Genomic DNA, 25,784 nt, shown 5'->3' on the forward strand with positions numbered 1-25,784 from the left:
GGGGAACTCGCTGAAATGCCTGAGTACAAACAGTTCCCCCTGTCGGACACGGCAGAGGGGCTGACCGAGGCCGACATCCTCGCCTGGCACGTGAAGCCGGGCGACGCGGTCACGGTCAACCAGATCGTGGTCGAGGTCGAGACCGCCAAGGCCGCTGTCGAGCTGCCGATCCCGTGGGCCGGGGTGATCACCGAGCTGCTCGTCGAGGTGGGGCAGACGGTCGAGGTCGGGGCTCCGTTGCTGACCTTGGACGTGGATCCGGACGGGAAGGCGGCGCCGGCCGCTGCTCCGGAAGCTGCGGCCGAGGAGGAGATGAAGCCGCTGGTCGGCTACGGCTCCAAAGCGGTGGAGACGAAACGGCGGGCGCGTAAGGCCGCTGCGGTGGCTGTTGCTGCTCCGCCGGCCCCCGCGCCGATGGCTTCCGCTCCGGTGGCTCCGGTGGCTCCGGCTCCGGTGGCTCCTGCTGGTGGTTACGTGCCGCTGGCCAAGCCGCCGGTGCGCAAGCTCGCCAAGGACCTCGGCATCGACCTCTACGCGCTCACCGGCACCGCCGACGGTGGCGTCATCACGCGTGAAGACGTCGAGCGCGCGGCCAACGGCTCTGCCCCGGCAGCCGCCGTGGCGTCCACTGGGGACACCAGTTACGACGCTGCCACCCGCGAACGTCGCGTCTCGATCAAGGGCGTCCGCAAGGCCACCGCCGCGGCGATGGTCCAGAGCGCCTACACGGCACCGCACGTCACGGAGTTCCTGACCGTCGACGTCACGCCGATGATGGAGCTGCGCGAGAAGCTCAAGAAGTCGCGTGAGTTCAGCGGCGTGAAGCTCACGCCGCTTGCGTTCGCCGCCAAGGCCGTGTGCCTCGCGGCGAAGCGCACGCCCGACGTCAACGCGGTGTGGGACGAGGCGGCGCAGGAGATCGTCTACAAGGACTACGTGCACCTGGGCATCGCCGCGGCGACCCCGCGCGGGCTCGTGGTGCCGAAGATCTTCGACGCCGACGCCATGTCGCTCAAGCAGCTGGCCGTCGCGCTGACCGAGCTCACCGACGTGGCGCGCGAGGGCAAGACCACGCCCGCGGCGATGGTCAACGGCACGTTCACGATCACCAACGTCGGCGTCTTCGGCGTCGACACCGGCACGCCCATCATCAACCCGGGCGAGTCGGCGATCCTGGCGGTCGGCGCGATCCGCGACACCCCCTGGGTCGTGGACGGCGAGATCAAGGTCCGCAAGGTGATGCAGCTGTCGCTGAGCTTCGACCACCGCGTGGTCGACGGCCAGCAGGGCTCGGAGTTCCTCGCCGACGTCGGCGCGCTGCTCGCCGACCCGGCCGTGGCGATCACGTACTGATCCGTTCCGGCACGGTTGCGGCCCGGTGGTTTCCGGGCCGCAACCGGTTCACCGGATCCTGCGCCACAGGCCGCGCAGGACCCCACCGCTGGCTTCGATCGCCGTCGGCGGACGGCGGCGCGCCGCCATTTCGTCCAGCAGGCGGCCGAGTTCCTGCTGGTAGTCGACGAGCAGCGCCTTCACCAGCTCGTGGCGGACCGCCGGATCGAAGTCGGCGTACTGCGCGAACGCGGCTTCCCGGTACTTCTGAGCCGACACCAGGAACAGGTCCCGGTCGGACGCGGTGATGAGTCCTTCGGCCAGCAGCTGTCGCAGCCGCACCGCGGCCGGCTGCTCCACGACCGTGCGCACGAGCCCCTCCAGCTCTTCCGTGCCGGTCATCGCCGCCGCCGGTCGGCCATGATCTCGGCTTCCGCGGTCACCTCGGCGATGTTGAGCGCCACGCGGATCTCCTGGCGCTTGACCACGACCTTGCGGTGCGCGGTCGCCGCGAGCTCCACCGCCTTCTCCAGCGGCCCCCGCTCGACCTCGGCCCCGGTCCTCCTGATCAATTCGGACATCGCAGTTCCTCTCTAGCTCCGCAGCAGCCTGGCGATTTCCTGCTTCATCTCCGCCGCCAGGGCCTCGGCGAGCGTCGCTTTCGCTTCCGGGTGCCAGTAGGGATCGGCGTCCACGCGCGCCATGGCGGTGTAGAACTGCTCGATGGTCATCGTTTGGAGCTTGATCCGCCGGTCCACCCGCTGGCCCTGCAGCTCCACTTTGATCTCGGAGTAGGTCCGCGCGACCACCACCACGACCGAACGCACGAGCGCGGCAGTCGGGAAGCCGAGCGCGTGGGCGATCGCGCCGACGACGACCTCCGCGAGATCGGCGTTCCCGCTCGCCGGCAGATTGCCATTCGTGTCCTGCACTTCGAACGCCACATTCCGGCCGCTCGGCACCAACTCGTTGCCCGCCAAGATTCACCGCTCCGTTCAGAAAACCAGAAAACAAATGACGACAACCACGATGGTTGACACCGCGGTCAGCAGGATCCCCTGGAGAAGGCCGCTCACCGCCACGCCGAAAACCAAGTCCACGACGAACAGGTCGAGCCGGCTGTCTCGGTGACCACCGCGGGCTTTGCGTTGCCTGCTCAGCAAACCCGTGATGGGCAAGGCCAGCAGCCGGCGCAGCGCCCGGCCCGCACCCGAGGCACCTTTGAGTGATTCGAATGCGGAGATGAGCAACCACTTTATGAGCGGAACAACGATGAACTTGGCAATTCCGATCGCGACGAAGAACCACCAGAGGGCGATGAGAAATTCGAGCAGAACACTCCACACGGAGCCGTTTTCCACGCGCACGGAACCATGTTATCCGCGATACCACAACGATTCTCTCGGCGCGAGGAGGAAAAATATGGCGGCCCCTGTTCATCCCGAGGATGAGCCGCCTCGCTCACGGGCGTAACCGAGGTAGGTGGAGACCTCCTCGACGACCGTCGAACGGCTTTTGGCGCCGTACTTGCGCAGGATGCTGCGCACGTGGGTCTTCACCGTGGAGCGGGCGACGTACAGCTGTGCGGCGATTTCGCCGTCGCTCAGGCTCATCAGCTCGACGACGTCACGCTCTCGCCGGCTCAGCGAGTCGAACCGCGCCGCGGCCTCTCGATAACCGGCGAACTCGATCTCCGCCGAGTCCATCTGCAGCCGCTCGCACTCGCGCACCAGGTCACGCGCCCGTGCGCCGAGCCGGTGGCCCTCCGACTCCAGTTCGCTCGCGAGCTGCGCCGCCGCCTGCCAGACCACGGCGACCCGCTCCACGACCAGAGCCGACACCGTCTGCCCGAGCACGCGCTCGGCGGCCGGCCGGTGCCCGTCGTCGAGCTGGGCCAGGAGCTCGCGGTCCTCGTCCTCGGCCGACAGGATCCGGGCGACCACCTCGGCGAGCCACTCCAGTGCGGCGAGCTCGGCGTCGCCGTAGCTGTCGGCGGTGTAGGTCTGGGCCGAGACGACGCCGATCACCTCGCCGGTGTGCGTGCGGCGCATCGGGACGACGAGCGCGTCGGCCGAGCGGCGTTCCTTGTCGCCCCAAGGGATGCCGCGGTTGAGGATGGCGCCGCCGTCGGTGCGGTAGGCGTAGGAGCGGTTGTGGGCGCGCACCCAGCCCGTCGGGCCTTCGGGGTTGACCGGCCGGACGCCCGGGAGCGCGTACTCGGCGCCGTCGTACTGGTAGGCGTAGAGCACGTGGCCGGCGTCGCGGAACAGACCGACGAAGAACGCGTCGAGCCGCAGCGCGCCACTGACGATCTCGCGCAGCTTCGCGTACAGCGCGTGGTGGCTCTTCTCGGCCTCGGCCGACAGGACCTCGCGCGCCTGGCGCAGGCGTCCCACTGTGGGCTCGTCGAATGGCTTGCCGCGCACCGGCGCTCCTCGGGTCGGCGGATGTGCGTCCCTAAGTCGACAACAGGTCGCGCCGCGTTACCGAGTTGACGGAGTGAGCACTCACTCCGTAGCTTGGTCCGCATGGAGACGAGGAAACGTGCGCCGGGGATGGCGCCCGACGACCGCCGCCGGATGATCGTGCGCGCGGTGCTCCCGCTGGTCGTGGAACACGGCCGGGGGGTCACCACCGCGCAGATCGCCCGGGCGGCCGGCATCGGCGAGGGCACCATCTTCCGCGTGTTCACCGACAAGGACGAGCTGTTCGACGCGTGTGTGGAAGCCGCGCTCGACCCGGCGGAGGCGTTGGAGATGATCGGGGAGATCCCCAGTGAGCTGCCGTTGGAGAAACGGCTGGTGGAAGCCGTCGAAGCGCTGACCGCGCACCTGCAGCGGCTGGGTGCCGTGATGGGCGCGGCCCGGGCCGGCCGGACGCAGCCGGAAGAGATGCGCAACCGCAAGCCGCCGAGCGGTGACAGCCGGCGCAAGTCGTTCGAGGCGATGCATCGCGCCGTGCGGGAGCTGTTCGTCCCGGACGCCGACCGGCTGCGGCTGCCTGTGGACAAGGCCGCCGCGCTGTTCGTGAGCATGCTGTTCACGCACGGCCGGGCGCTGCCCGATGCGCCGAAGACCACCGAGCTGATCGACGTTTTCCTGCACGGCGCGGTGTCCGCGTGATCCCAGGCGGATTCATGCCGGGCGGACGGCCCGGCGGCCGGCGCAGACCGGCGCAGACGGTGCCCGACAGCGGCCTGACGGGGCCGGTCGACATCCCGGAACCCCCGCAGCCGGACCAGCCGAAAGACCTGAAGTCGCGGTTCATGCGGATGAAGACGTCGGTGTCCGGCACCGTCCGCGGCCTGCCGAAGGTCGTGCGGCTGACCTGGCAGGCCAGCCCGACGCTCACCATCCTGCTGGCGCTGGTCACGCTGCTGTCCGGCCTCCTGCCGACCGCCACGGCGTACATCGCGAAGCTGCTGCTGGACGCCGTGGTCGCCGCCATCCAGCACAAGGGCTCGATCGACGACATCGTGTGGATCACGCTGTTCCAGTTCGGCGTGCTGGCCGCGACCGCGATCAGCAGCGCGATCACGTCGATCGCGCAGACGCTCTTGCAAGAGCGGATGACGCTGACGATCCGGCACCAGGTCATGGACCACGCGAGCAAGCTGCAGCTGGCGTACTTCGAGGGCTCCACGTCGTATGACATGCTGCGCCAGGCCGCGCAGGAGGCGCCGACCCGGCCGTTGTCGATGATGAACTCGGCGCTGGGGCTGGTGCGCACGGCGATCACGTTCTCGAGCATGATCGCGCTGCTGGTGTCGATCAGTCCGTTGCTGGCGCTGGTGGCGCTGCTCGCGCCGATCCCGGCGTTCATCTCGCAGTCGAAGTACGGATCGCGCGCGTTCTGGCTGACGTTCCTGATGTCGCCGATCAAGCGGCGGATGGATTACCTGTCTTCGCTGGTCACGACGGATACGTACGCGAAGGAGACCAAGCTGTTCGGCCTCGGGCCGTACTTCGTGGAGCGGTTCCGGCGGCTCGGCCTCGTGTCGTACGAGCGGCAACGGCGCCTGACGGTTCGCCGCAACGTGAGCTCGACGTCGTGGGGGCTGCTGTCGACGCTGTCCGGCTCGGCGATCGCGCTGTACATCGCTATGGAGGCCGTCGGTGGGCGCCTGACGCTGGGTGACCTGGCGCTGTACACGGCCGCGGCGACGTCGGTGCAGGCGTCGGTTTCGGGCTTGTTCACGGCGTTTTCGGGGATGTACGAGAACAATCTGTACCTGGACACGTTGTACCGGTTCCTGGACACGGAGCCGGAGATCGTGGCGCCCGCCTCGCCGCGGCCCTTGCCCTCCACTGTGGAGGGACACATCCGCTTCGAGTCGGTGAGCTTCAGCTACCCGGGCGCCGAGGAACCGGCCCTGGACGGGGTTTCGTTCGAGATCCGGCCGGGCGAGACGGTGGCGGTGGTCGGCCGCAACGGCGCGGGCAAGTCGACCCTGTTCAAGCTGTTGTGTCGGCTGTACGACCCGACCGGCGGCCGCATCCTGCTCGACGGCGTCGACATCCGCTCGTACGACCCGGACGAGTTGCGCACCCAGATCAGCGCGATGTTCCAGGACTACGTCACGTACCAAGGAACGGCGGCCGAGAACATCGGCCTTGGCGACCTCCACCGGCTCGAAGACCGCCCCCACATCGAGGACTCCGCCCGCCGCGCCGGCGCCGACGAACGCATCGAACGCCTGCCGTCCGGCTATGACTCGCCTCTGGGCCGATGGTTCGACCAGGGCGTCTCGCTGTCCGGCGGCGAGTGGCAGAAGATCGCCCTCGCCCGCGCCTTCCAGCGCGAGGCCCCGATCCTGATCCTCGACGAACCGACGTCCGCCCTCGACGCCCAGGCCGAACACGACCTGTTCACGCGCCTGCGGTCCCTCGCGGCCGGCCGCACGACGCTGTACATCTCGCACCGCTTCTCCACGGTCCGCCAAGCCGAACGCATCCTCCTGCTGGACCACGGCAAGGTCGCCGAGTACGGCACGCACGAGGAGCTGATGGCGGCCCAGGCGGGGTACGCCGAGCTGTTCACGTTGCAGGCGCAGGCCTATCTGGTGTGATGAGCACGGGGTCGGGCCGGCGAAGTCCCCACGCTGGAATGAAGGACGAGGAAATACGCGAGGTGAACACACCGATGTCGAGCCACGCGCAGCGTGGGAGGCCGCGGAAGTTGCCCGTGGCGGAGCAACGCGACCGGGTCGTGCGGGCGGCCACGGAGGCCGTCGCGCGGCATGGGTTCGAGGCGGCGACGATCGAGGAGATCGCGAGGGCCGCGGGGGTGTCGCGGCAAGCGGTCTACGAGCAGTTCGGGGAGCGGAAGAACCTGTTCGCCGAGGTGGTCGGGGCCGCTGAGGAGAGGGCGTTCGAGGCGATCGGGGCGCCGGCGAGGGATGCGTCGGAGCCGGATCTGCGCGCGTGGGCGAGGGCGAATTACGCCAACATGTTCCGGTTCGTCGAGGAGGACCCGCACTCGTTTCCTGTCCTCAGAGAGGCCGAGCGGGCGGGGAATCCGGCGCTGACGAGGCTGCGGGAGCGGCTGGCCGTGATCTACGCGGAGGCGAGCCGCAAGCGGTGGGCGACGTACGGGGTGGACTCGGGGCGGGCCGACAAAGCGCTGGTGACGCTGTACTTCGCGATGACCGAAGCGTTGGTCCAAGTGTCCTGGGAAGGTGACCCGCCGGCCCAGGACGCGTTGGTGGACCTGCTCACGGAGTTCACCGTCGGTGGGGTGCTGAGGCTGCAGACCCAGGCGGCGGATGTGATCGAACGGCTGCGGTAGTCCGGCCGGCTCGGGGGAGGAAGCCGGCCGGACCCCGTGCCGAGCTACGCGACGGCCGCGAGCTCCCGGACCGGCGAAGAAACCGCGCCGATCACCCGGTTGCGGCCGCCGTGCTTCGCCGCATACACGGCGGCGTCGGCGGAAGCCATGACCTCGTCGACGCTCGTGCCGTCCATGGGGAACGACGCGACGCCGATCGACGCCGTGCGCTCGGAGATCGCGACGGCCTCGCCTTCGTTGGTGTGCGTCTGGATCACGAGTTCGCTGATCCGCTGGCGGATGCGCTCCGCCGTGATGATCGCGTCTTCCTTCGACGTCGAGGGCAGCAGCGCCACGAACTCCTCACCGCCGAAGCGGCCGACCAGGTCGTGGGCGCGCGTCTCCTGCTTGACGGCGGCCGCGACGGCCTTGAGCACGTCGTCGCCCGCGAGGTGGCCGAAGGTGTCGTTGATGGACTTGAAGTGGTCGAGGTCGATCATCAGCGCACCGAAGCTGCCGTTCTCGCGCTCGGCGCGGGAGATCTCGCGCTGCGCGCCGTCCTGCCAGGTGGTGGCGTTGAGCAGCTGCGTCTTCTGGTCCGTGGTCGCGAGCTCTTCGAGGCGCTTGATCAGCACCGAGCGCTGCAGCACGTACAGGGGCAGGATCACCAGCACCGACAGCAGCGGCTCGTTGGTGAGCACCATCGTCAGCAGGCCGCCGACGCACAGGATCGACGTCTCGAGGAGGTTGTCGTCCATGGTGCCGAGGCAGGACGCGGGGGTTGCCTTCGCCGGGTCGGCGAGGTACAGGCCGAGGCCGGTCAGCGCGGTGTTCACGACGAAGTAGCCGAGCGCGGCGGCGGCGACCATCGCGACACCCTGGCTGCCCGTGAGGTCACCGGCGAGCGCGGCGCCGAAACCGGACAGGATCATCGTCGTCGCGTTCGCTGCGACGCGGTGCGCTTCACCCGGACGGGTGCCGTTCCAGCTCCGGAACGCGAGGTAGACGTAGAGCAGAACGGCCAGCGCGGCCACGAGCTGCGGCGGCACCAGCAGCGCGGCGGGCAGCAGCCACACGGAGGTCACGTTGATGTGCGGGCCCCGGCTGAGCATCCGACGCTGGCGCTCGATCTGCCGGGTGATCTCGGTCTGGGCGACGGCCAGGCCTGTGATCAGCGCGAACAGCTCCAGCTGGGCCGCGGTGACCGGGACCAGCACGCTGCTCACGACCGCCAGGACCACGGCGACGACCATGCTCGTGAGCGTGACGGCGATCCACCGTCGCGGCCGCGACCACAGCGCCCACCCCTTGACCGCAGCGACCGCGCCCTGCCCAGACCGTTCCCCCGATGTGACCATTTTCCCCCCAAACCCTTGCGCGAATGTCCGGTGACACTCTCCTCACGCACAGTTTCGGGCCGTTTGCCGCCTGTCCACAAGGGCCTTAGGTGTGTACCTTTTTCCCGAACACGCCGGATGAAGGGTGACCAGCTATGCGTAGCAAGGACCAGTGACCGCGTAGCAGCACCGCAAGGTCGCGCAGGTCAGAGCCCACGCGCGGAGCATGTCACGCATGCTCGGCGCGTGTGGCTTCCTTCGCCGTACCCTCGCTCGTCCGGCCGGTGAACGTCCGCTGCCACATGATCGTTAGCGGAATCGTAATCAAGAGTCCGACGAACCCGAAGATCCCGACAGTCGTCTGGGCGGTCAGGCGGTCGGCGATCACTCCGCCGATCAGGGGAACCACGCCCATCGTGGTCGTCAGGCCCGTGTTGGACAGGCCCATCGTCTGCGCCCGGGTCTCGTCCGGCACCGCGACGGTCAGCGAGGCCGTGGCCTGCAGCAACGCGATCGTGCCGAACCCACCGGAGATCACGAACAGGATGATCGACGCGACGGGCCCCGGCTGCAGGAAGCAGAGCAGGAGCGGGATCGCGGCGAGCGCCGTCATCGGCCCGATCAGCTTCGGCCGCACCTCGGCGGGCACCCAGCGCGTATAGATGAAGGTGAAGATCACGCTGCCCACCGGATCGGCGGCCAGCAGCAGGCCGATCACTTCGGGGCCCCCGCCGGACGACGCGACGTAGGGCGCCGCGATGCCCTCGTACACCGGCATCAGGCCGGCCAGCCAGGTGAACAGCATCAGCGAACGCAGCGCCGAGCTCGCGAAGCCGACCTTGCCGCCCGCGCTCAGCGACGCGAGGAACGGCTTGCGCTTCTCCCCGGTCGCGGCCGCCGGGCGCGGCTTCACGCCGAAGCGGACGAACAGGGCCGAGAGCACGAACGTGCCGGCGTCGAGGACCAGCGCCAGCCGCGGGTCGACCGCCAGCAGCAGCGCGCCACCCCCGGCGAAACCGAGCAGCTGCGCCGACTGCACCGTCATGCTGCGGATGCCCATGCCGACCACGAACCGGTCGCCTTCGAGCACCTGCGGCAGGAGAGCCAGCTGGGACGCCTTGAACGGCGGGTTCAGCAGTGAGACGCAGCCGACGAGCACACACAGGACCCAGAACGGCAGCCCGGGGATGGCCACCAGCAGGATCAGCGCGGCCCGCGCGAAGTCGACGGCCACCATCACCGTGCGCCGGGAGAAGCGGTCGGCGATGCCGGTGAGGAAGATGCCGCCGAGCAGGGACGGGAAGAACGTCAGCGCGTAGGTGAGGCCGGTGAGCGTGGCCGACTGCGTGGTGGCGTAGACCAGCACGGACAGCGCGACGCGGGCCAGCTGGTCGCCGGCGATCGACAGCAGCTCGCCGAACCACATCGCGCGGAACTCGGCGACCCCGAAGACCTCGCGGAACGTCACCCGTCCCGGTGCTGCCGTCATGCGTGCTTCTCCCCGACATTCGTGTGCGGACGGTTCCGCACGGTGATCAGGCGGTGACCTTAGGACCTCGTGGTCACGAGCCAATCACAAAACGTGAGTAGCCAAGGTCAGTGTCTCGTGACTGTTGGTGAATCTCTAGGTTCTTTCGCCGGTATCCAACGGGTCACAGACAGTTCTCCGAGTGTCCAGACCATAGCGCCGGGTACGGCCAAGATCACGAGGGTAGCGTGCTGTGGCCTGCGCCACACTCGCCCGGATGCCGCCCTGCGTAGTGCAGTTGCACCGGTGTCCGCACTGTGGGAGCGCCACTCCGTGGCCGCCTCACGGCGTAGCTTCGAGTCCGTGGCCGATCACCCGACGTTCACGCTCGCCGTCGTGGGCGCCGGACCTCGCGGGGTCGGCGTCCTGGAGCGGCTCTCCGTCAACGCACCCGAACTGCTCGGCGACCGGCGCTTCGTGGTGCACCTGATCGACCCGTTCCCCGTGGGGCCGGGCCGCGTGTGGCGCTACGAGCAGTCGCCGCTGCTGCGCATGAACTCCATGCCCGAGGACGTCACGATGTACACGGACGACTCGGTGCGCATGGCGGGACCGGTCGCGCCCGGGCCGTCGCTCATCGAGTGGGCCCGCGAGGTGCGTTCGGGCTCTTTGTCCTTCCCGGTGCCCGACGACCTGCGTGCGGAGTTCGACGCGCTCGCCGGCACGGACTTCCCCACGCGGCGGCTGCAGAGCCTGTACTTGAGGTGGTTCTACGAGAAGGTGCTCGCCGAGCTGCCACCGGGGATCGAGGTCGTGGAGCACGCGAGCTCGGCCGTCGCGATCGACGACGGGCCGCCGCAGCGCGTGCGCCTGGCCGATGGCTCCGAGGTGGCGGCCGACGCCGTGCTCCTGACTGTCGGCCACCTCGACGCGACGCCGGACCCGGGCGAGAGCGCGCTGGCGGCTTTCGCCGAGCGGCACGACCTGGCGTACTACCCGGCGGGCTACACCGCCGACGTCGACTACTCCGCCGTGCCGGCCGGCGAGCCCGTACTGGTGCGCGGCTTCGGGCTCGCGTTCGTCGACCTCATGCTCCTGCTCACGGAGGGCCGCGGCGGCCGCTTCGAGGATCTGCCGGGCGGCGGCCTGCGCTACCACCCGAGCGGCGCGGAGCCCGTGCTGCACGTCGGCTCGCGGCGCGGGGTGCCCTACCACGCGAAAACGGGGTACCGGTTGCGCGGGAAACCGTTGCAGCTGCCCAGGTTCTTCGATTCGTACGCGATCGAGGCGCTGTGCGCCCGGCCGGGACCGATCAGCTTCCGCACGGACGTGTGGCCGTTGATCGCGAAGGAGCTGGCGTGGGCGTATTACACAGAGCTCTTCACCGGGCACCCGGATCGCGTTCTGATGGATTTCGCCGTGTTCGCGGATCGGTTCGCGGATCTGGCGTGGGGGACGTCCGAAATGGACGCACTGGTTGTTTCCGCGGTTCCTGCCGAAGAGGATCGGCTTGATCTGGACCGGCTGGACCGGCCGTTCGGTGGCGAGCATTTCGAATCCGCAGAGGAATTCGGAAAGGCCGTCCGGGAGTACGTGGAAGTCGACCTTTCGCGCCGCGCGGACCAGCGATTCAGCGCGGATCTCGGGGCGTTCATGGCCTTGTTGTCGGTGGTCGGGCAGCTCCCGGCGTTGCTCATGACGGGTCGGCTTTCGGCGGCCTCGCAGGTTGCCGATATGGACGGCTGGTTCCACGGGTTCTTTTCCTACTACGCCAGCGGGCCGCCGCCGCGCCGGCTGGAGGAAATGCTCGCGTTGGCCGACGCCGGCCTGGTTTCGTTCCTGGGCGCGGATTTGCTGGTGTCGGCGGACGAAAACACCGGGGAATTCGCCGCGTCGAGTTCGAGCTTTCCCGACGTGGTGCGAGCCCGGACGTTGATCGAGGCGCGGCTGCCGGAAGCGAGCGTGCCGCGCGTGTTCGACACGCTGCTGCGCCAGATGCGCGACGCCGGGACCCTGACCGAGGAAACCGTCCCCGACGCCCTGGGTGACGACCAGCCGTCGGGCCGCATCGCCACGCGCATCACGGACTCCCGCCTGCTCGACGCCGCCGGTACCGCGCACCCGCGCCGCTTCGCCATGGGCGTGCACACGAGCATCCGCTCGCCGGGAGCGTTCACGCGCCCGCGGACGAACGCGATCATGTTCCGTCAGAACGACGCGCTGGCAAGGGAACTGCTGCAGCTGGAACCGGAGGCCTGACCACCGCGAAGGCCGGCGCGGTGGCCGGACCGATCACTTCTTGACCGGATACGCCTTGGGTGCGCCGTCCTCGTCTGCGGCGATGCCGGCGTACGCGCTGACCATGACGGGCGCGGCACCGACGCCGTCGGTGGACCGGTCCTTGCCGGTTTTGGCGTCCAGCACGATCGGCTGGCCGCCTTGGGTTTTGCCGTACAGGGCGCCGTGCCAGGCGACGGTGACGCTGGGCGCGACGCGGTTGGCGGCCTGGTCCGGCAGGCTCCACAGCTTGGCGGCGGTCTTGGCGTCGTAGCCGGTGAGCACGCCGTCTTCCTCGCACGTCAGCACGGACTGCTGGTCGTAGAGGCAGTCGCCGTAGGCCTGGGAGCCGAAGCCGTGCGCGCCTTCGATCTTGGCCTTCTCGGCGCCGGTGGCAGGGTCGAGGAACAGCAGGAAGGAATGGCCGGAGCCGTAGTCGGTGCGGTTGGCCACGACGAGCGCCGGATCGGCCTGGACCATCGTGAGCCCGTAGGACTCGCGCGCACCGATCCACTTCTGCTGTCCGGTGAGCAGGTCGAGCGCGGTGGCCTGGGTCATCGAGGAGTTCTCGGGCACGTTGAAGTCGGTGCCGACCAAGACGTCGCCGTGGAGGCTGCCGGCCACGTAGTCCTTGCGCTGCCACAGGGTTTTGCCGGTGGCCGGGTCGAGCGCGGCAGTGACGTGGTCCTCGTCCTGGCTGTAGCTCGCGACGACGGCCTTGTCGGTGACGGCGACGACCTGGGTGACGGCGTTGCCGGCGTCGGCGTACTGGTCGTCGGACACCTTGATGTCCGCTTGCCAGGCCTTGGTGCCGGTTTCCTTGTCGGCGGCGACCACCGACAGCGTGATGTAGGACGGGGTGGTGCCTTGTTCCGGCATGAGGACCGGAACGGCGCCGACCGCGAGCTTGTCGCCGACCGCCGGTGGGCGCGGTCCGGTCTCGTTCACGAACGGCGTGCTCTGGTTGTACGGGTCGCCGGGTTTGCCGGCGACCGCGACGGTCCACTTCTGCCGGCCGGTCAGCACATCCACCGCGTTGAGCGCGGTCGGCGTGATGATGTAGGCGGTGCGGTCGCGCAAGGTCGTGAACGTCGACACGACGTTGCCGGCCACGTTGGCGCGCAGTGCCTCGGCGGGCAGGCCGACGCCGGCGCCGGCGTCGAACGCGGTCGGTGGATCGGCGGTCTTGGCCGCGGGCTCGGTGGACGCCGGTTGCTGCGCGGCGGGTGTCGATCCGGACGACGCCGAAGCGGTGCCGTCGTTCGTGCCGCCGCCGCAACCGGCGACCGTGAGCGCTGTCCCCAAACACACCACGATGACCAGAGCTCGTCGCATGTGCGCCTGCCTTCCCCCAAGGTCCACTGCTTCGACCGCCGCACCATAGCCGAGCGGATGCGCGCCATGTGTCAGTTCACACGAATGTGTCACTATTTCCTGGTCATGGCCGTGTGTCGGCGAAGATCTGACGGCGAAACCCGCCTCCGGGTGCGGATTCGTCGGGGCTTTCCGATTCCGCCCCACCGGCTGTCCGCGGTCCCTTACCCTCCGGATGTTCTTCCTGATCCGAAAGGTGCCCTCATGTCCGCTCGTGCACTTCTCGTCCTGACCACGGGCGCTGCCCTGCTGATCGCCGGATGCTCGAGCGGCGTCGCCGGCTCGGCGGCACCGGCTGCGTCGAGCCCGGCTCCGGTTTTGTCGAGCAGCCCGCCCGCGGCTACCCCGTCCGCGCCGCCGTTGAGCTCGACGCAGCCGGCCACCTCGTCGTCGGCCACGTCGTCGCAGCCGGCGACCTCGGAGAAGTCCACCGCCGGCGCGATCGCGCGCTACGAGACCTTCCTGCACGCGGTCGGCAAGGAGGACCTCGCCACGACGTGCGAGATCGCGGCACCGGCCGCCAAAAAGGCTCAGGACGAGGGCTGGGGACCGTGTGAGAAGACGTTCCCGATCACGTTCCAGATGATCTCCACGACCCAGAAGCAGGCCCTGCGCAGCGCGACCGTCGACCGGGGCCGCGTCACCGAGTCGAGCTCCACGAAGGTCGAGATCCCGGCCGCCGCGGTGCGGGCCAGCGTGAAGTTCACCGACAGCGATCTCGGTGACGCCACCCTGGAGTACCGCGGCGGCCAGTGGTTCGTCACGGACTGAGCCGGAGTCCGACGAGCCGGCCGCCGCAGCTGGTCCACGGTCATCGCGGCGATGTACAGGTCGGTGGCGTGGTGCGCGAGGAGGGCGAGCGCCGCGGAGTCGCGTGCGGCGGTGGCGCTGATGGTGGTCAGGTTGGCACGGAAGCTGCCTGACCCGCTGAGCCGACCGCGTGATGGTGTGTGCGCGGTCTGCCGCGGAGATGCCGGATTCGATGCCGGCGGCGGCGTCGACCGACACGGTGTAGGCAGTGCCCGCGGGGTCTTCGTTGGCCTGCACCATCGGCGGCAGCAGCAATCGGTCCGCGATCTCCGGAGTCATCGGCGCGCAGACCAGGCCGCTGGTGTGGCGCAGGTAGAAGGCGAGGGCCTGGGGTGTGGCGTGTTCGGCGGCCATGACGAGGTCGCCCTCGTTTTCGCGGTCTTCGTCGTCGACGACGATCACCGGCCGGACCGGAGGTCCAGGAGCGCGGCGGCGACGGTGTCCAACCCGGACGAAGGGCGAAGTTGTGCGGGGATCATGGCCGCCGACTTCAAGGTCGCGATGTCCCGATCACCGGGACGAGCCACTCCACCGTCGGGTACCGGCTCCCGTCGGGTGACCCTCGATTGCGCCGTGTGGAGCAGCCGCTGTGGAAATCCACAACGGCCCGCCGTCGCCCGGCTGGTTCGCCCGCCGCGCCCTTCCTAGCGTGAGGGGCGTACGGCGAACCGGAAGGGCGGCAGATGACCTGGGACTTCTCCACGGAACCGGAGTTCGCGGCGAAGCTGGACTGGGCGCGGGAGTTCGTGCGCGCCGAGATCTACCCGCTGGAGGTGCTGGGGCTGGACCACGCGGGGTTCCGGCGGGTCGCGACGCCGTTGCAGCAGGCGGTGAAGGACAACGGCCTGTGGGCTGCGCACCTGGGGCCCGAGCTCGGCGGCCAGGGCTACGGGCAGCTGAAGCTCGGCCTGTTGCACGAGATCCTCGGGACCAGCGAGTACGCGCCCTACGTCTTCGGGTGCCAGGCGCCGGACTCGGGCAACGCGGAGCTGCTGGCGATCGCGGGGACCGAGGAGCAAAAGACGCGCTGGATGCGGCCTCTGCTCGACGGCGAGCTGCTCTCGGCGTTCTCCATGACGGAGCAGGGCACCGGGTCTGACCCGCGGCAGTTCACGACCGCGGGGCGGCTCGAAGGCGACGAGTGGGTGCTCGACGGCGCGAAGTGGTTCGTCGGCAACGCGTCGCGGGCGGATTTCCACATCGTGATGGCCGTGACGGAGCCCGACGCCGATCCGTACCACCGGATGTCGATGCTGATCGTGCCCACCACCGCGCGGGGGATCACGACGCGCGAGATCGGGCTGATGAACGACCCGGACCACAAGAACGCCATCTGGTCGCACTGCGAGGTCGCCTACGAAGGCGTCCGCGTGCCGAAGGAGAACCTGCTGGGTGAGCGCGGTGAGGCGTTCGCGTTGGCGCAGAAGCGGCTCGGACCCGGGCGGATCCACCACTGCATGCGGTGGGTGGGCGTGTGCCGGCGGGCGTTCGACATGTTGTGCGAACGCGCGGTGAGCATCGACGTCCACGGGGGACCGCTCGCGGACAAGCAGACGGTGCAGAACTGGGTCGCCGACAGCGCCGCGCAGATCGAGTCCGCGCGGCTGTTGACGCTGCAGACGGCGTGGCGGATCGACCAGGTCGGCGCGCAGGCCGCGCGCACCGAGATCGCGATGATCAAGTACCACGGCGCCACGGTGCTGCACGACGTGATCGACCGCGCCATCCAGGTCCACGGCTCGCTCGGCTTCTCCACGGACATGCCGCTGGAGCAGATGTACCGCTGGGCCCGCGCGGCGCGCATCTACGACGGCCCGGACGAGGTGCACCGCGTGACCGTCGCGCGGCGGCTGCTCAAGCAGTACCAGCCGGCGAAGGTGCCGACGGAGCACATCCCGACGCGGCGGGCCGCGGCGCTGGAGAAGTTCCGCGACCGGCTCGAAGAGTTCACGGCGGCCCAGTGAGCACACGGCTGCTGGACCGGCCGCTGGCCGGCTGGCTCACCGCGCACACGGGCGACCCCGGGCCGTGGGAGCTGCGGAAACTGACCGGCGGGAACTCCAACGAGACGTGCCTGCTCACCGGCGACGGCACCAGTTACGTCCTGCGCCGGCCGCCCGATCACGCGTTGTCGGCGTCGGCGCACAGCGTCGCGCGGGAGCACCGGCTGCTGACCGCGCTCGCCCCCACGGCAGTCCCCGCACCGAAGCCCATCGCGTTGTGCGAGGACCCCAAGCAGACGCTGGCGCCGTTCCTGGTGATGGAGCACGTGGCCGATTCGGTGTCGATCACGGGCACGCTGCCCTACCCCGCGCAGGACCTGGCGCAGGTGGCCGACGAGGTCGTCGACGCGCTCGCCGCCGTCCACACGCTCGACTGGCAAGCCGCCGGGCTGACCGGGTTCGGGCGGCCGGAGAACTTCCTCGATCGGCAGGTCGAGCGCTGGTACCGGCAGTGGGAAGGCATCGCGCGGCGACCGCTGCCGGCGATGCCGAAGATCGCCGCGTGGCTGGAGCAGAACAAGCCGGAGCCGAGTGAGCCCGCGCTGCTGCACGGCGATTTCCACCTCGACAACTGCCTGTTCTCCGTGCACGAACCGCGTCTGAAGGCCGTGATCGACTGGGAGATGGCCACGATCGGCGATCCCCTGCTCGACCTGGGGTTGCTGCTCGCGTTGTGGGGTGGCCGCGGTAGTGCGATGCCTGCCATCCAGGGCGTCTCCCGGGCCCCCGGCGCGCCGCCGCGCGAGCACCTGCTCCAGCGCTACGAGCACCTCGTCGGCCGCGAGCTCCCGCAGATCCGCTACTACCAGTGCCTCGCGCTGTTCAAGCTCGCCGCGATCGTCGAGGCCGCGTGGTCGCAGTTCCTCACTGGAGAACTCGCCAGCGCCTACGCCGCCGCGCTGGAGCACGACGTGCCCGCGCTCCTCGACGAGGCCCTCGACACGGCGGGGGTGACGCCGTGACGTTGGAGCGAGCCACAACGGCCCGCGCGATCGGGGCTGGCCTGCCGCCGGCCGGCTGAGCACGGTGGGAGACAACCAGCCGCTACGTCGACAAAGGAGACGGCGTGACCGAGCAAAGCGTCAATTTCGGGCTCTGGTACGACTTTCGCAATCCCGAGCAGTGGTTCCGGCCCTTTTCCACGCTGTACCGCGAGGCGCTGGACCAGCTCGCGTGGGCGGAGAGTGTCGGGATCGGCTCGGTCTGGCTGACCGAGCACCACTTCTGCGAGGACGGCTACACGCCCTCGCCGTACACGCTGGCCGCGGCGATCGGCGAGCGCACGAAGACCATGCGCATCGGCACGAACCTCGTGATCGCGCCGCTGCACAACCCCGTGCGCCTCGCCGAGGACGCCGCGACGCTGTCGCTGCTCACCGGCGGCCGCTTCGACCTCGGGCTCGGCCAGGGTTACTGGGCGCCGGAGTTCGCGGCGTTCGACCGCAACCTCAAGCACCGGCCGAGCCTGCTCGAAGAGAGCGTCGCGGTCATCCGCCAGGCGTGGTCGGGTGAGGAGAAACCGTTCGAGGGCAAGCGGTTCTCGCTGCCGTCGGTGCGGATCACGCCGAAGCCGGAGGTCCTCCCGAAGCTGCTCGTGGGCGCGATGGCCGACCCGGCGATCGAGCGCGCGGCCCGCATCTCCGACGGGTTCCTCAGCACCCAGAACGTGCATCAGCAGTCCTATTTGGACGCGCTGGACCGCGTGGGCAAGTCCTCGGCCGACGGCCAGATCTTCGCCGGCCAGTGGGCCGTGATCGCCGAGGACCCGGAGCGCGAGTGGGCGCGGATCGGGCAGTACGCGTTGTACCAGCTCAACAACTACATCGAGTGGGGCGCGTTCGGTCCGCCCGACGTGGTGCCGAAGTTCGAGAACGCGGACCAGATCGTCGAAGGCGGCGCGTTCCAGCTGTGGGACGTGGCCACGGCCGTCGACGAGCTGACCACGCTGCTGAAGGACAAGCCGCAGATCAAGGACGTGCACTTCTGGGCGCAGCTGCCGGGCGAGCCCGTGGACAGCGGTTCGGCGCGCATCGAGCTGCTCGTCACGAAGGTCGTGCCGCAGGTGCGGGAGCGGCTGGGCGAGAAGGCGGGGGTGGCGGGGTGAACCAGCCGCTCGTGCTCACCGACCTCCTGCACCGTGCGCGGGAGTTCTTCCCCGCCCAGGAGATCGTGGAGTACGGCGACGGTGCCGAGACGCACCGTTACACCAACCGGGACTTCCACGAACGCGTCGTCGCGCTCGCCGGAGCCCTGGTCAGGCTGGGGGTGCGGCCCGGTGACCGGGTCGCCACCCTCGCCTGGAACCACCACCGCCACCTCGAGCTGTACTTCGCCGTGCCGCTCGCGGGCGCCGTGCTGCACACGGTGAACCTGCGGCTCGAGCCGACAGAGATCGCGTACGTGCTGGGCCACGCCGAGGACGTTGTGGTGTTCGCCGACCTGTCGCTGCTGCCCCGGCTGGAGGCGGCTCGGGCGGAGCGGCCGGAGCTGCTTGTCGTCGCCACCGACGGCTCCGCGCCTGGGGTACTCACCTATGAGGACGTCGTAGCCGAGGGGCCGCCGCTGGAGAACCCGCCGCAGATCGACGAAAACGATCTCGCCGCGCTCTGCTACACCTCCGGCACCACGGGTCCCCCGAAGGGCGTCGGCTACTCGCACCGGTCGCTCTACCTGCACACCTTCGCCGCCTGCCTCGCCGACGGCCACGCGATCAGCGAGCGCGACACCGTGCTCCACGTCGTGCCGATGTTCCACGCCAACGCGTGGGGCATCCCGTTCGCCGCGCTCATGACGGGCGCGAAACAGGTGCTGCCCGGGCCCCACCCGGTGCCGGCCGAGATCGCGACGATCGTCGAGGCCGAGCGCGTGACCTACACCGGCATGGTGCCGACCGTCGCGGCCGACCTCGTCCGTCACGTCGCCGCGACCGGCGCCGACCTGAGCAGCCTGCGCGCGCTCGTGCTCGGCGGCTCGCCCCCGGCCGACGAGCTGCTGCGCGCCCTCGACGGGCTCGGCATCCCGTCGTTCCAGGGCTGGGGGATGACGGAGATCTCGCCGATGGGCACGTTCTCGCGGCCACTGCCGACCGTGACGGATCCGGCCGAACGGCGCCGTAGCGTCCGCAAGCAGGGCCGGCTGCTGCCGGGCCTGCACTGGCGGCTCGTCGGCGAAGACGGCACCGACCGGCCTCACGACGGCGTTTCGCGTGGTGAGCTGCTGATCCGCGGGCCGTGGGTCGCCACGCGGTACTTCCGCGACGAGCACCCCGACAGCTTCGCCGACGGCTGGCTGCGCACCGGTGACATCGCGACCATCGACGCGGACGGGTACCTGGAAATCGTCGACCGCGCCAAGGACCTGATCAAGAGCGGCGGTGAGTGGATCAGTTCCGTCGCGCTGGAGCAGGCGCTCACGGCCAACCCCGCCGTGGCCGAGGCCGCCGTGGTCGCCGTGGCCCACGAGCGTTGGCAGGAACGGCCGTACGCGCTCGTCGTGCTCGAACCCGGCCGTGCGGACACGTCGGCGGAAATCCTCGCTGACCTGCGTGAACGCGTGCCGCGCTGGTGGCTGCCCGAGGGTGTGCTCGTGGTCGGGGAGCTGCCGCGCACGAGCGTCGGCAAGATCGACAAGAAGGTGCTGCGCGCGAAGGTGGCCGCGGGTGGTGCCGGATGAAGTTCGGCGTCTTCTACGTCCTCGAGTGCCGCGATCACGACTTCCGCCGCGCGTATGAGGAGATGCTCGCGCAGATCGCGTACGCCGAGCAGCTCGGGTTCGACGAGGTGTGGCTCGCCGAGCACCACGGCAGCGACTACGGCTCGATGCCGTCGCCGCAGGTCGCGGCCGCCGCGGTGGCCGAGCGCACGAGCCGGATGCGCATCGGCATCGCCGTCAGCAACCTGACCTTCGACTGGCCCGTACGCGTGGCCGAGGACTACGCGATGGTCGACGTGCTGTCGAACGGCCGGCTCGATTTCGGCGCCGGCCGCGGGTACCAACCGGGCGAGTTCCACAACATGGGCGTCGGCGACCGCCAGGACGTGAGCCGCGAGGTGTTCGACGAGGCGCTGGAGATCGTGCGCGGCCTGTGGAGCAAACGCGCGGGCGAGCCGTTCTCCTTTCACGGCAAGCACTTCGACCTGACCGAGGTCGACTGCCGGCCCACGCCGGTGCAGCGCCCGACCCCGCCGATCTACGTCGCGTCGATCAGTCCGGAGACGTTCCACCTGGCGGCCGCGCAGGGGTACAACCTCCTGGTCACGCCGACGTTGATGACGTTGCCGGAGCTCAACCGGCTGGTGGTGGACATCAAGCGTTCGCTCATCACCGGCGGCCGCGACCCACTGTCGCTCGACTTCCCGATGAACTGGCAGGTCCACCTCGCCGACACCACCGAGGAAGCACTCGCGAACGTCGCCGAACCGCTGTCCTGGTACTACCGCCACGTGCTCGACCTCGTGCCGAGCGGGCCACGGGCACCGCACACCTACGAGCGTTACGCGGAACTCGTTGCCGCGTCGGAGGAATCGGGCGGGCCGACGCTCGAGGGGCTGCGGGAGAGCGGCGTGGTCTACGTGGGTGACCCGGCCGGGCTGGTCGCCGAGATCGAGACGCTGTACGAGGAAACCGGTCTGCAGCACCTCATCTGCTGGATGCGCATCGGTGGCCTCGCGCACGAAAAGGTGCTGCACTCGCTGGAACTGTTCGCCGAGCACGTGCTGCCCCGCTTCCGTGACCGGCCGCCGGTCGTGCCGCGGGCGTTGCGCGCCGAAGTCGCTGCCATCCATTGAGTTTCATCGAGGAGAGAGGCGAGATCCCATGGGCTACCTAGAGGTCGAAGACGGCCGGCGGGTGTACTTCGAGCACCACCGGGGCTCGGGCCGCCCGATCGTGCTGATCCACGGCTGGGGCGCGACCGCACGCTGCTGGGACACGACCGTGCCCGCGTTGCGCGCGAACGGCAACGAGGTCGTGCTGCTGGACCAGCGCGCGTGCGGCCGCTCGGACAACGATTTCTCCGACGTGACGATCTCCGCGCTCGGCTCCGATGTCGTGCGGCTCGTGGAGCACCTCGGCCTGCGTGAGCCCGTGGTCAACGGCTGGTCCCTCGGCGGTGCGGTCGCTGTCGACGCGGCCGCGAAGCTGGGCTCGAACTGCTCGGGCGTGGTCTTGACCGGTGGCGCCACCCCGCGTTACACGTCCACTTCGGACTGGCCGCACGGCAGCGGGGTCGACGACGTCAAGGCCGTGCTGGGTGCGGCTGCCGCCGACCGCGCGAACACGTTCAAGGGCGTCGCGGAAGCCGTGTGCGCCGAGCCGCAGACGGCCGACACGCTCACCTGGCTGTGGGGGATGTTCATGGAGATGGGCCCGATCGGTGACGAGTCCCTGCTGGACTTGGCCGAGCTCGACCAGCGCAAGATCCTCGGCGGGCTCGGCGTTCGCGTGCTGTTCCTGCACGGGCGCAAGGACGCCTTCGTGCCCTTCTCCGGCGCCGAAGCCGCGCGTGACCTGTGCTCCGACGCGCGGCTTGTCGAATTCCCCAACGCCGGCCACGCGCCGTTCCTGGAGGACCGCGACACCTACCTCGCCGAGCTCACCGGCTTCCTGAACCGATGACCACCTGGCTCGTCACCGGCGGTTCGCGCGGGATCGGCCGCGCCGTCGTCGACCACGTCGCCGCCGCGGGTGACAACGTGGCGTCGCTGGCGCGTTCGGCCGGCTCCTCGCCGCCGGCGGTGCCGAACCGCGTGCTCGAGGTCAAGGGCGACGTGACCGACGAGGACTCGATCCGCCGCTGCGTGGAGGCCGTGACCGAGCGGTTCGGCTCGATCGACGTGGTGGTCAACAGCGCCGGCGTGCACCGCGGCCGCCGCATCGACGCGCTGGCCAGATCCGCGTGGGACGAGGTGCTCGCCACGAACCTCACCGGCGCGTTCGAGGTCTGCCGCGCGGTGGTGCCCAAGCTGGCGCGCGGTTCGGCGATCGTCAACGTCGGCGCGGTCGTCGGATTGCGCGGCTTTCCCGGCGACGTCGCGTACGGCTCGGCGAAGGCGGGGCTGTCGGGGCTGACGCAGGTGCTCGCCGTGGAGCTCGCTCCGCGGGGGGTGCGCGTGAACCTCGTGGTCCCGGGTTTTGTGGACACCGACATGACCGCGGGGCTCAGCGATCGGGCCCGCAAGAGCATCGTGGACAAGATTCCCGCCGGGCGCATCGGGACGACGGCCGAGATCGCCGAGGTCATCGTGGCCGTGGCGCGCTCGACGTACATGACGGGCGCGACCGTGCCCGTCGACGGCGGTCTGCTCGCCACGTTCGGCGGCGGCTGACCCGCGCGTTTTGTGTGGACCTCCAACAGCCGCACGCGAAGAGCGTTCTTCCCGCGCCCGGTCCTGGTTAGCGTCGGAATGCGAACCAGGGCACGCCCCACCCGTAGACGGAGAACACCGACCACCCCCACGAAGAAGGAGAACCACCCATGGACGTCGGAATGCTGCTGGTCTTCCAGAACTGGTTCGAGGACGTCAGCGACCACGAGGTCTTCACGCGCGAGCTCGAGATGGGCGTGCTGGGCGAGCAGTACGGCTTCGACTCCGTCTGGTCGGCCGAGCACCACTTCGACGACTACTCGATGTGCCCGGACAACCTCCAGATCATGGCCTACCTCGCCGGGCGCACGTCGAAGATCAAGCTCGGCACGGGCGCGGTCATCCTTCCCTGGAACGACCCGCTCCGCGTGGTGGAGAAGGCCATCATGCTCGACCACATGTCCAACGGGCGCCTGCTGCTCGGCATGGGCCGCGGCCTGGCGAAGATGGAGTACGAGGGCTTCCGCGTCGACATGAACGAGTCGCGCGAACGCTTCGACGAGGCCGCCGCGATGATCATCCGCGGGCTGCAGAACGGGTACGTCGAGAACGACGGCAAGTACTACAAGCAGCCGCGCGTCACCGTCCGCCCCGGACTGGCCGGGCACTCGTGGGAAGGCCGGATCTTCGGCGTCGCGATGTCGCCCGACTCGATCCCGGCCGTAGCCGAACTGGGCGCGCAGATGATGACGTTCATGCAGTACGACTTCGCGCAGCACCTCGAGGCGATCGACCGCTGGCGTGGCCTGCACCGCGAGAAGCACGGCACCGAGCCGGGCGCGCCGTTGATCCAGGACTTCGTGTACTGCCACGAAGACCCTGAAGAGGCTAAGCGCATCGCGCACGAGCACATCTCGCGCTACTTCCTGTCGGTGATCAAGCACTACGACTTCGCCGGTTCGCACTGGCGTGAGACGAAGGGCTACGAGGCCTACCAGGCCGGCGCCGACATGATCCGCGAGGCGGGCATGGAAACGGCGGCGAGCGCGTACGTCGACGCGAACATCTGGGGCACACCCGAGGAGATCGTGGAGAAGTACGCCGCTCGGCGTGAGCAGGGTGGCGAGCTGATGGCCAACGCCGCGTTCTGCTTCGGCGGCCTGCCGCTGGACAAGGCGGAGGCGAGCATGCGGCTGTTCGGCGAGAAGGTGGTGCCGCAGCTGCACAAGATGTCCTCGCGCGCGCCCGCGGGGGTGTGAGGCCGGGCCGTGGCCCGGGTTCCGGGCCTCGGCACCTTCTCGGATCTTCGGGCTTTCGGGCTTTCGGACTGGAGCTGGATGGAAACCGTGACCAGACCGGCATTCGCCGAGCAGTTCCGCGAAGTGATGTCGGGCGTGTGCACCCCGGTCTCGGTGGTGACCGCCCTCGACGGCACGCGGCCGCACGGCACGACGGTGAGCGCCTTCGCGTCGCTCTCGATGGACCCGCCGATGGTGCTCGTGTCGCTCGACCGCACGTCGGACCTGCTGACGGTGGTGCGGCGAGCTGGGCGCTTCGGGCTGAATGTACTCGAAAGCGGCCAGGCGGAGCTCGCGAAACGCTTCGCCCGCAAGGGAATGGCCAAGTTCGACGGCGTCAGCTGGGAGCTCGAGGACGACCTGCCGCGGCTCGCGGGCTCGTCCGGCTGGGTGGCGTGCGCCGTCGAGAAGTTCATCGAAGGTGGTGACCACGTGGTCGCGCTCGGCCTGGTGGAGGCGGCGGACTCGCGACCGCTGGCGCCCTTGACCTACCACGCGCGCACCTTCGGCACCCACGCGCGGACGGACGACTGATGGCGCCGGGCGAGCAGGTGCAGCACGCTGTCGCAGCGTTGGCGCAGGGCCGCCTGGTCGTGGTCGTCGACGACGCCGACCGCGAGAACGAAGGCGACCTCGTCGGTGCCGCGCGGACGATGACCGCTGAGCAGATGGCGTTCCTCGTGCGGCACACCACGGGGATCGTCTGCGCGCCGATGCCCGGCGAGCGCGCGGACGCGTTGCGGCTGCGGCAGATGGTCGCGGACAACACCGACGCGCACGGCACGGCGTTCACGGTGAGCGTCGACCACTTGGCGAGCGGCACGGGCGTGTCGGCCGCGGACCGGACCACGACCGTGCGGGCGCTGGCGGACCCGGCCACCAAACCCGGTGAGCTGCGCCGGCCCGGCCACGTGTTCCCGCTGCGGGCGCGTGAAGGCGGCGTGCTGGTGCGGGCCGGGCACACGGAGGCGGCCGTCGACCTGCTGGCGATGGCCGGCGCGGGTGACGTCGGCGTGATCAGCGAGCTCGTGGCCGACGACGGGTCGATGCTGCGGGGCGCCGCGGTGGAGGAGTTCGCCGCGCGGTTCGACCTGCCGCTGCTGCGGATCGCCGACCTCGTGCGCTACCGCGGCGCCACGGAACGCCTGGTGGAGCCCGTGGCGAGCGCGGCCATGCCGACGGCGTTCGGCGACTTCCGCGCGGTGGCGTACCGGTCCGTGCTCGACGGCACGGAGCACCTCGCGTTGGTGCGCGGCGACGTCGCGGCGGCCGGGCAGTCGGCTGCCGGTGCCCTGGTCAGGGTGCACAGCGAATGCCTCACCGGCGACATCCTGGGTTCGTTGCGGTGCGACTGCGGCGCACAACTGGAGTACGCGCTGCGGGAGATTGCCGCCGAGGGGGCCGGGGCGGTCATCTACCTGCGTGGCCACGAGGGCCGCGGGATCGGGCTGGCCCACAAGATCCACGCGTACGCGCTGCAGGAGCAGGGTCTGGACACCGTCGAGGCCAATCTCGCGCAAGGCCTGCCGGTCGATTCGCGCAGCTACGGCATCGGCGCCCAGATCCTGACCGACCTCGGCGTGCGCCGGATGCGGCTCATCACGAACAACCCGGCCAAGTACGGCGGGCTCGAGGGCTACGCGCTCGACATCGTCGGGCGCGTGCGCCTGCCCGTGACACAGACGCCGCACAACGTGCGTTACCTGCGGACCAAGCAGGAGCGCATGGGCCATGACCTGGGCGTACTCGCTTCGGGCATGGACGGGAGCGGGTGAGGTAAGGCACCCTCAGACGGAGTCCGGATTTCAACGGTG

24 protein-coding genes and 1 pseudogene are annotated in these 25,784 nt (G+C 69.7%); 16 read left to right on the forward strand and 9 right to left on the reverse strand.

Going from position 1 to position 25,784, the window contains the following annotated elements:
• Nucleotides 1-15: 15 nt before the first annotated feature.
• A complete protein-coding gene (locus tag AB0M56_RS01380; protein WP_364169672.1) occupies nt 16-1,353 on the forward strand; it encodes a dihydrolipoamide acetyltransferase family protein in 1,338 nt (445 codons plus the stop codon).
• Nucleotides 1,354-1,401: 48 nt separating this feature from the next.
• On the opposite strand, the gene AB0M56_RS01385 is transcribed toward AB0M56_RS01380, so the two are convergent.
• The 5 genes from AB0M56_RS01385 to AB0M56_RS01405 all read right to left on the reverse strand — a co-directional run bounded on the left by AB0M56_RS01385 (nt 1,402) and on the right by AB0M56_RS01405 (nt 3,758).
• Nucleotides 1,402-1,734 (reverse strand): hypothetical protein, encoded by a 333-nt coding sequence (locus AB0M56_RS01385; protein ID WP_364169674.1) that lies wholly within the window; start codon nt 1,732-1,734, stop codon nt 1,402-1,404.
• Nucleotides 1,731-1,913 (reverse strand): hypothetical protein, encoded by a 183-nt coding sequence (locus AB0M56_RS01390; RefSeq protein WP_364169677.1) that lies wholly within the window; start codon nt 1,911-1,913, stop codon nt 1,731-1,733. The genes AB0M56_RS01385 and AB0M56_RS01390 overlap by 4 nt, the downstream gene beginning before the upstream one ends.
• Nucleotides 1,914-1,925: 12 nt before the next feature.
• Nucleotides 1,926-2,312: a hypothetical protein gene (locus AB0M56_RS01395; RefSeq protein WP_364169680.1), complete on the reverse strand. Its 387-nt coding sequence runs from the start codon at nt 2,310-2,312 to the stop codon at nt 1,926-1,928.
• Nucleotides 2,313-2,327: 15 nt separating this feature from the next.
• Nucleotides 2,328-2,699, reverse strand: a complete 372-nt coding sequence (locus AB0M56_RS01400) for a hypothetical protein (RefSeq protein WP_364169683.1) — start codon at nt 2,697-2,699, stop codon at nt 2,328-2,330.
• Nucleotides 2,700-2,768: 69 nt separating this feature from the next.
• Nucleotides 2,769-3,758, reverse strand: coding sequence for a LuxR C-terminal-related transcriptional regulator (locus AB0M56_RS01405; protein WP_364169686.1), 990 nt, complete (start codon nt 3,756-3,758; stop codon nt 2,769-2,771).
• 129 nt (nt 3,759-3,887) lie between these two features.
• Here AB0M56_RS01405 and AB0M56_RS01410 point away from each other — a divergent pair, with 129 nt between their 5' ends.
• The 3 genes from AB0M56_RS01410 to AB0M56_RS01420 all read left to right on the forward strand — a co-directional run bounded on the left by AB0M56_RS01410 (nt 3,888) and on the right by AB0M56_RS01420 (nt 7,119).
• Nucleotides 3,888-4,454, forward strand: a complete 567-nt coding sequence (locus tag AB0M56_RS01410; protein ID WP_364170710.1) for a TetR/AcrR family transcriptional regulator — start codon at nt 3,888-3,890, stop codon at nt 4,452-4,454.
• A gap of 14 nt (nt 4,455-4,468) precedes the next feature.
• Nucleotides 4,469-6,400 carry an ABC transporter ATP-binding protein gene (locus tag AB0M56_RS01415; RefSeq protein WP_364170711.1) on the forward strand — a complete coding sequence of 644 codons (1,932 nt, stop codon included), beginning with the start codon at nt 4,469-4,471 and terminating at the stop codon, nt 6,398-6,400.
• Between the two features lie 74 nt (nt 6,401-6,474).
• Nucleotides 6,475-7,119: a TetR/AcrR family transcriptional regulator gene (locus tag AB0M56_RS01420; RefSeq protein ID WP_364169688.1), complete on the forward strand. Its 645-nt coding sequence runs from the start codon at nt 6,475-6,477 to the stop codon at nt 7,117-7,119.
• A 44-nt stretch (nt 7,120-7,163) separates the two neighbouring features.
• Here AB0M56_RS01420 and AB0M56_RS01425 read toward each other — a convergent pair whose 3' ends face one another.
• Complete coding sequence (locus tag AB0M56_RS01425; protein ID WP_364169691.1) at nt 7,164-8,351, reverse strand: GGDEF domain-containing protein; 1,188 nt, start codon at nt 8,349-8,351, stop codon at nt 7,164-7,166.
• Between the two features lie 313 nt (nt 8,352-8,664).
• Complete coding sequence (locus tag AB0M56_RS01430) at nt 8,665-9,924, reverse strand: MFS transporter (RefSeq protein ID WP_364169694.1); 1,260 nt, start codon at nt 9,922-9,924, stop codon at nt 8,665-8,667.
• A gap of 342 nt (nt 9,925-10,266) precedes the next feature.
• Between AB0M56_RS01430 and AB0M56_RS01435 the strand changes: the two genes are divergently transcribed.
• The gene (locus AB0M56_RS01435) at nt 10,267-12,162 is read left to right on the forward strand and encodes an FAD/NAD(P)-binding protein (protein WP_364169697.1); all 1,896 of its coding nucleotides are present in this window, start codon (nt 10,267-10,269) and stop codon (nt 12,160-12,162) included.
• A gap of 33 nt (nt 12,163-12,195) precedes the next feature.
• Here AB0M56_RS01435 and AB0M56_RS01440 read toward each other — a convergent pair whose 3' ends face one another.
• Nucleotides 12,196-13,515: a PQQ-binding-like beta-propeller repeat protein gene (locus AB0M56_RS01440; protein WP_364170713.1), complete on the reverse strand. Its 1,320-nt coding sequence runs from the start codon at nt 13,513-13,515 to the stop codon at nt 12,196-12,198.
• A 243-nt stretch (nt 13,516-13,758) separates the two neighbouring features.
• On the opposite strand from AB0M56_RS01440, the gene AB0M56_RS01445 reads away from it, so the two are divergent.
• On the forward strand, nt 13,759-14,325 hold the full coding sequence (locus AB0M56_RS01445) for a hypothetical protein (protein ID WP_364170715.1): 567 nt from the start codon (nt 13,759-13,761) through the stop codon (nt 14,323-14,325).
• 171 nt (nt 14,326-14,496) lie between these two features.
• Here AB0M56_RS01445 and AB0M56_RS01450 read toward each other — a convergent pair.
• Nucleotides 14,497-14,843 (reverse strand): annotated as a pseudogene (locus AB0M56_RS01450) (3,4-dihydroxy-2-butanone-4-phosphate synthase); the annotation flags it as partial.
• Nucleotides 14,844-15,047: 204 nt separating this feature from the next.
• Here AB0M56_RS01450 and AB0M56_RS01455 point away from each other — a divergent pair.
• The 10 genes from AB0M56_RS01455 (at nt 15,048) to AB0M56_RS01500 (ending at nt 25,745) form a co-directional block, all read left to right on the forward strand.
• Nucleotides 15,048-16,328: an acyl-CoA dehydrogenase family protein gene (locus tag AB0M56_RS01455; RefSeq protein ID WP_364169698.1), complete on the forward strand. Its 1,281-nt coding sequence runs from the start codon at nt 15,048-15,050 to the stop codon at nt 16,326-16,328.
• Nucleotides 16,325-17,329 (forward strand): phosphotransferase family protein, encoded by a 1,005-nt coding sequence (locus AB0M56_RS01460; RefSeq protein ID WP_364169701.1) that lies wholly within the window; start codon nt 16,325-16,327, stop codon nt 17,327-17,329. Before AB0M56_RS01455 ends, AB0M56_RS01460 begins: the two co-directional genes overlap by 4 nt.
• A 104-nt stretch (nt 17,330-17,433) precedes the next feature.
• On the forward strand, nt 17,434-18,471 hold the full coding sequence (locus AB0M56_RS01465) for an LLM class flavin-dependent oxidoreductase (RefSeq protein WP_364169704.1): 1,038 nt from the start codon (nt 17,434-17,436) through the stop codon (nt 18,469-18,471).
• The gene (locus AB0M56_RS01470) at nt 18,468-20,039 is read left to right on the forward strand and encodes a long-chain fatty acid--CoA ligase (protein ID WP_364169707.1); all 1,572 of its coding nucleotides are present in this window, start codon (nt 18,468-18,470) and stop codon (nt 20,037-20,039) included. Before AB0M56_RS01465 ends, AB0M56_RS01470 begins: the two co-directional genes overlap by 4 nt.
• Complete coding sequence (locus AB0M56_RS01475) at nt 20,036-21,154, forward strand: LLM class flavin-dependent oxidoreductase (RefSeq protein WP_364169710.1); 1,119 nt, start codon at nt 20,036-20,038, stop codon at nt 21,152-21,154. The genes AB0M56_RS01470 and AB0M56_RS01475 overlap by 4 nt, the downstream gene beginning before the upstream one ends.
• Before the next feature lie 28 nt (nt 21,155-21,182).
• Nucleotides 21,183-21,983, forward strand: coding sequence for an alpha/beta hydrolase (locus AB0M56_RS01480; protein ID WP_364169713.1), 801 nt, complete (start codon nt 21,183-21,185; stop codon nt 21,981-21,983).
• Nucleotides 21,980-22,693, forward strand: a complete 714-nt coding sequence (locus tag AB0M56_RS01485) for an SDR family oxidoreductase (protein ID WP_354865161.1) — start codon at nt 21,980-21,982, stop codon at nt 22,691-22,693. The genes AB0M56_RS01480 and AB0M56_RS01485 overlap by 4 nt, the downstream gene beginning before the upstream one ends.
• Before the next feature lie 149 nt (nt 22,694-22,842).
• Entirely contained in the window at nt 22,843-23,931 is a 1,089-nt protein-coding gene (locus AB0M56_RS01490; RefSeq protein ID WP_364169716.1) for an LLM class flavin-dependent oxidoreductase, read from the forward strand.
• 87 nt (nt 23,932-24,018) lie between these two features.
• Nucleotides 24,019-24,504, forward strand: a complete 486-nt coding sequence (locus tag AB0M56_RS01495; protein WP_364169719.1) for a flavin reductase family protein — start codon at nt 24,019-24,021, stop codon at nt 24,502-24,504.
• The gene (locus tag AB0M56_RS01500; protein ID WP_364169722.1) at nt 24,504-25,745 is read left to right on the forward strand and encodes a bifunctional 3,4-dihydroxy-2-butanone-4-phosphate synthase/GTP cyclohydrolase II; all 1,242 of its coding nucleotides are present in this window, start codon (nt 24,504-24,506) and stop codon (nt 25,743-25,745) included. Before AB0M56_RS01495 ends, AB0M56_RS01500 begins: the two co-directional genes overlap by 1 nt.
• Nucleotides 25,746-25,784: the final 39 nt, after the last annotated feature.

The sequence above is a fragment of the Amycolatopsis sp. NPDC051372 genome (assembly GCF_040682095.1).
Taxonomy (GTDB): domain Bacteria; phylum Actinomycetota; class Actinomycetes; order Mycobacteriales; family Pseudonocardiaceae; genus Amycolatopsis.

Excerpts from the sequence above, each read along its gene's own strand:
- AB0M56_RS01415 (WP_364170711.1), top strand. The coding sequence starts at position 4,469 with ATGCCGGGCGGACGGCCCGGCGGCCGGCGCAGACCGGCGCAGACGGTG.
- AB0M56_RS01425 (WP_364169691.1), bottom strand. The coding sequence starts at position 8,351 with ATGGTCGTCGCCGTGGTCCTGGCGGTCGTGAGCAGCGTGCTGGTCCCG.
- AB0M56_RS01390 (WP_364169677.1), bottom strand. The coding sequence starts at position 1,913 with ATGTCCGAATTGATCAGGAGGACCGGGGCCGAGGTCGAGCGGGGGCCG.
- AB0M56_RS01420 (WP_364169688.1), top strand. The coding sequence starts at position 6,475 with ATGTCGAGCCACGCGCAGCGTGGGAGGCCGCGGAAGTTGCCCGTGGCG.
- AB0M56_RS01380 (WP_364169672.1), top strand. The coding sequence starts at position 16 with ATGCCTGAGTACAAACAGTTCCCCCTGTCGGACACGGCAGAGGGGCTG.
- AB0M56_RS01485 (WP_354865161.1), top strand. The coding sequence starts at position 21,980 with ATGACCACCTGGCTCGTCACCGGCGGTTCGCGCGGGATCGGCCGCGCC.
- AB0M56_RS01410 (WP_364170710.1), top strand. The coding sequence starts at position 3,888 with ATGGCGCCCGACGACCGCCGCCGGATGATCGTGCGCGCGGTGCTCCCG.
- AB0M56_RS01385 (WP_364169674.1), bottom strand. The coding sequence starts at position 1,734 with ATGACCGGCACGGAAGAGCTGGAGGGGCTCGTGCGCACGGTCGTGGAG.
- AB0M56_RS01480 (WP_364169713.1), top strand. The coding sequence starts at position 21,183 with ATGGGCTACCTAGAGGTCGAAGACGGCCGGCGGGTGTACTTCGAGCAC.
- AB0M56_RS01445 (WP_364170715.1), top strand. The coding sequence starts at position 13,759 with ATGTCCGCTCGTGCACTTCTCGTCCTGACCACGGGCGCTGCCCTGCTG.
- AB0M56_RS01490 (WP_364169716.1), top strand. The coding sequence starts at position 22,843 with ATGGACGTCGGAATGCTGCTGGTCTTCCAGAACTGGTTCGAGGACGTC.
- AB0M56_RS01500 (WP_364169722.1), top strand. The coding sequence starts at position 24,504 with ATGGCGCCGGGCGAGCAGGTGCAGCACGCTGTCGCAGCGTTGGCGCAG.
- AB0M56_RS01475 (WP_364169710.1), top strand. The coding sequence starts at position 20,036 with ATGAAGTTCGGCGTCTTCTACGTCCTCGAGTGCCGCGATCACGACTTC.
- AB0M56_RS01455 (WP_364169698.1), top strand. The coding sequence starts at position 15,048 with ATGACCTGGGACTTCTCCACGGAACCGGAGTTCGCGGCGAAGCTGGAC.
- AB0M56_RS01430 (WP_364169694.1), bottom strand. The coding sequence starts at position 9,924 with ATGACGGCAGCACCGGGACGGGTGACGTTCCGCGAGGTCTTCGGGGTC.
- AB0M56_RS01440 (WP_364170713.1), bottom strand. The coding sequence starts at position 13,515 with ATGCGACGAGCTCTGGTCATCGTGGTGTGTTTGGGGACAGCGCTCACG.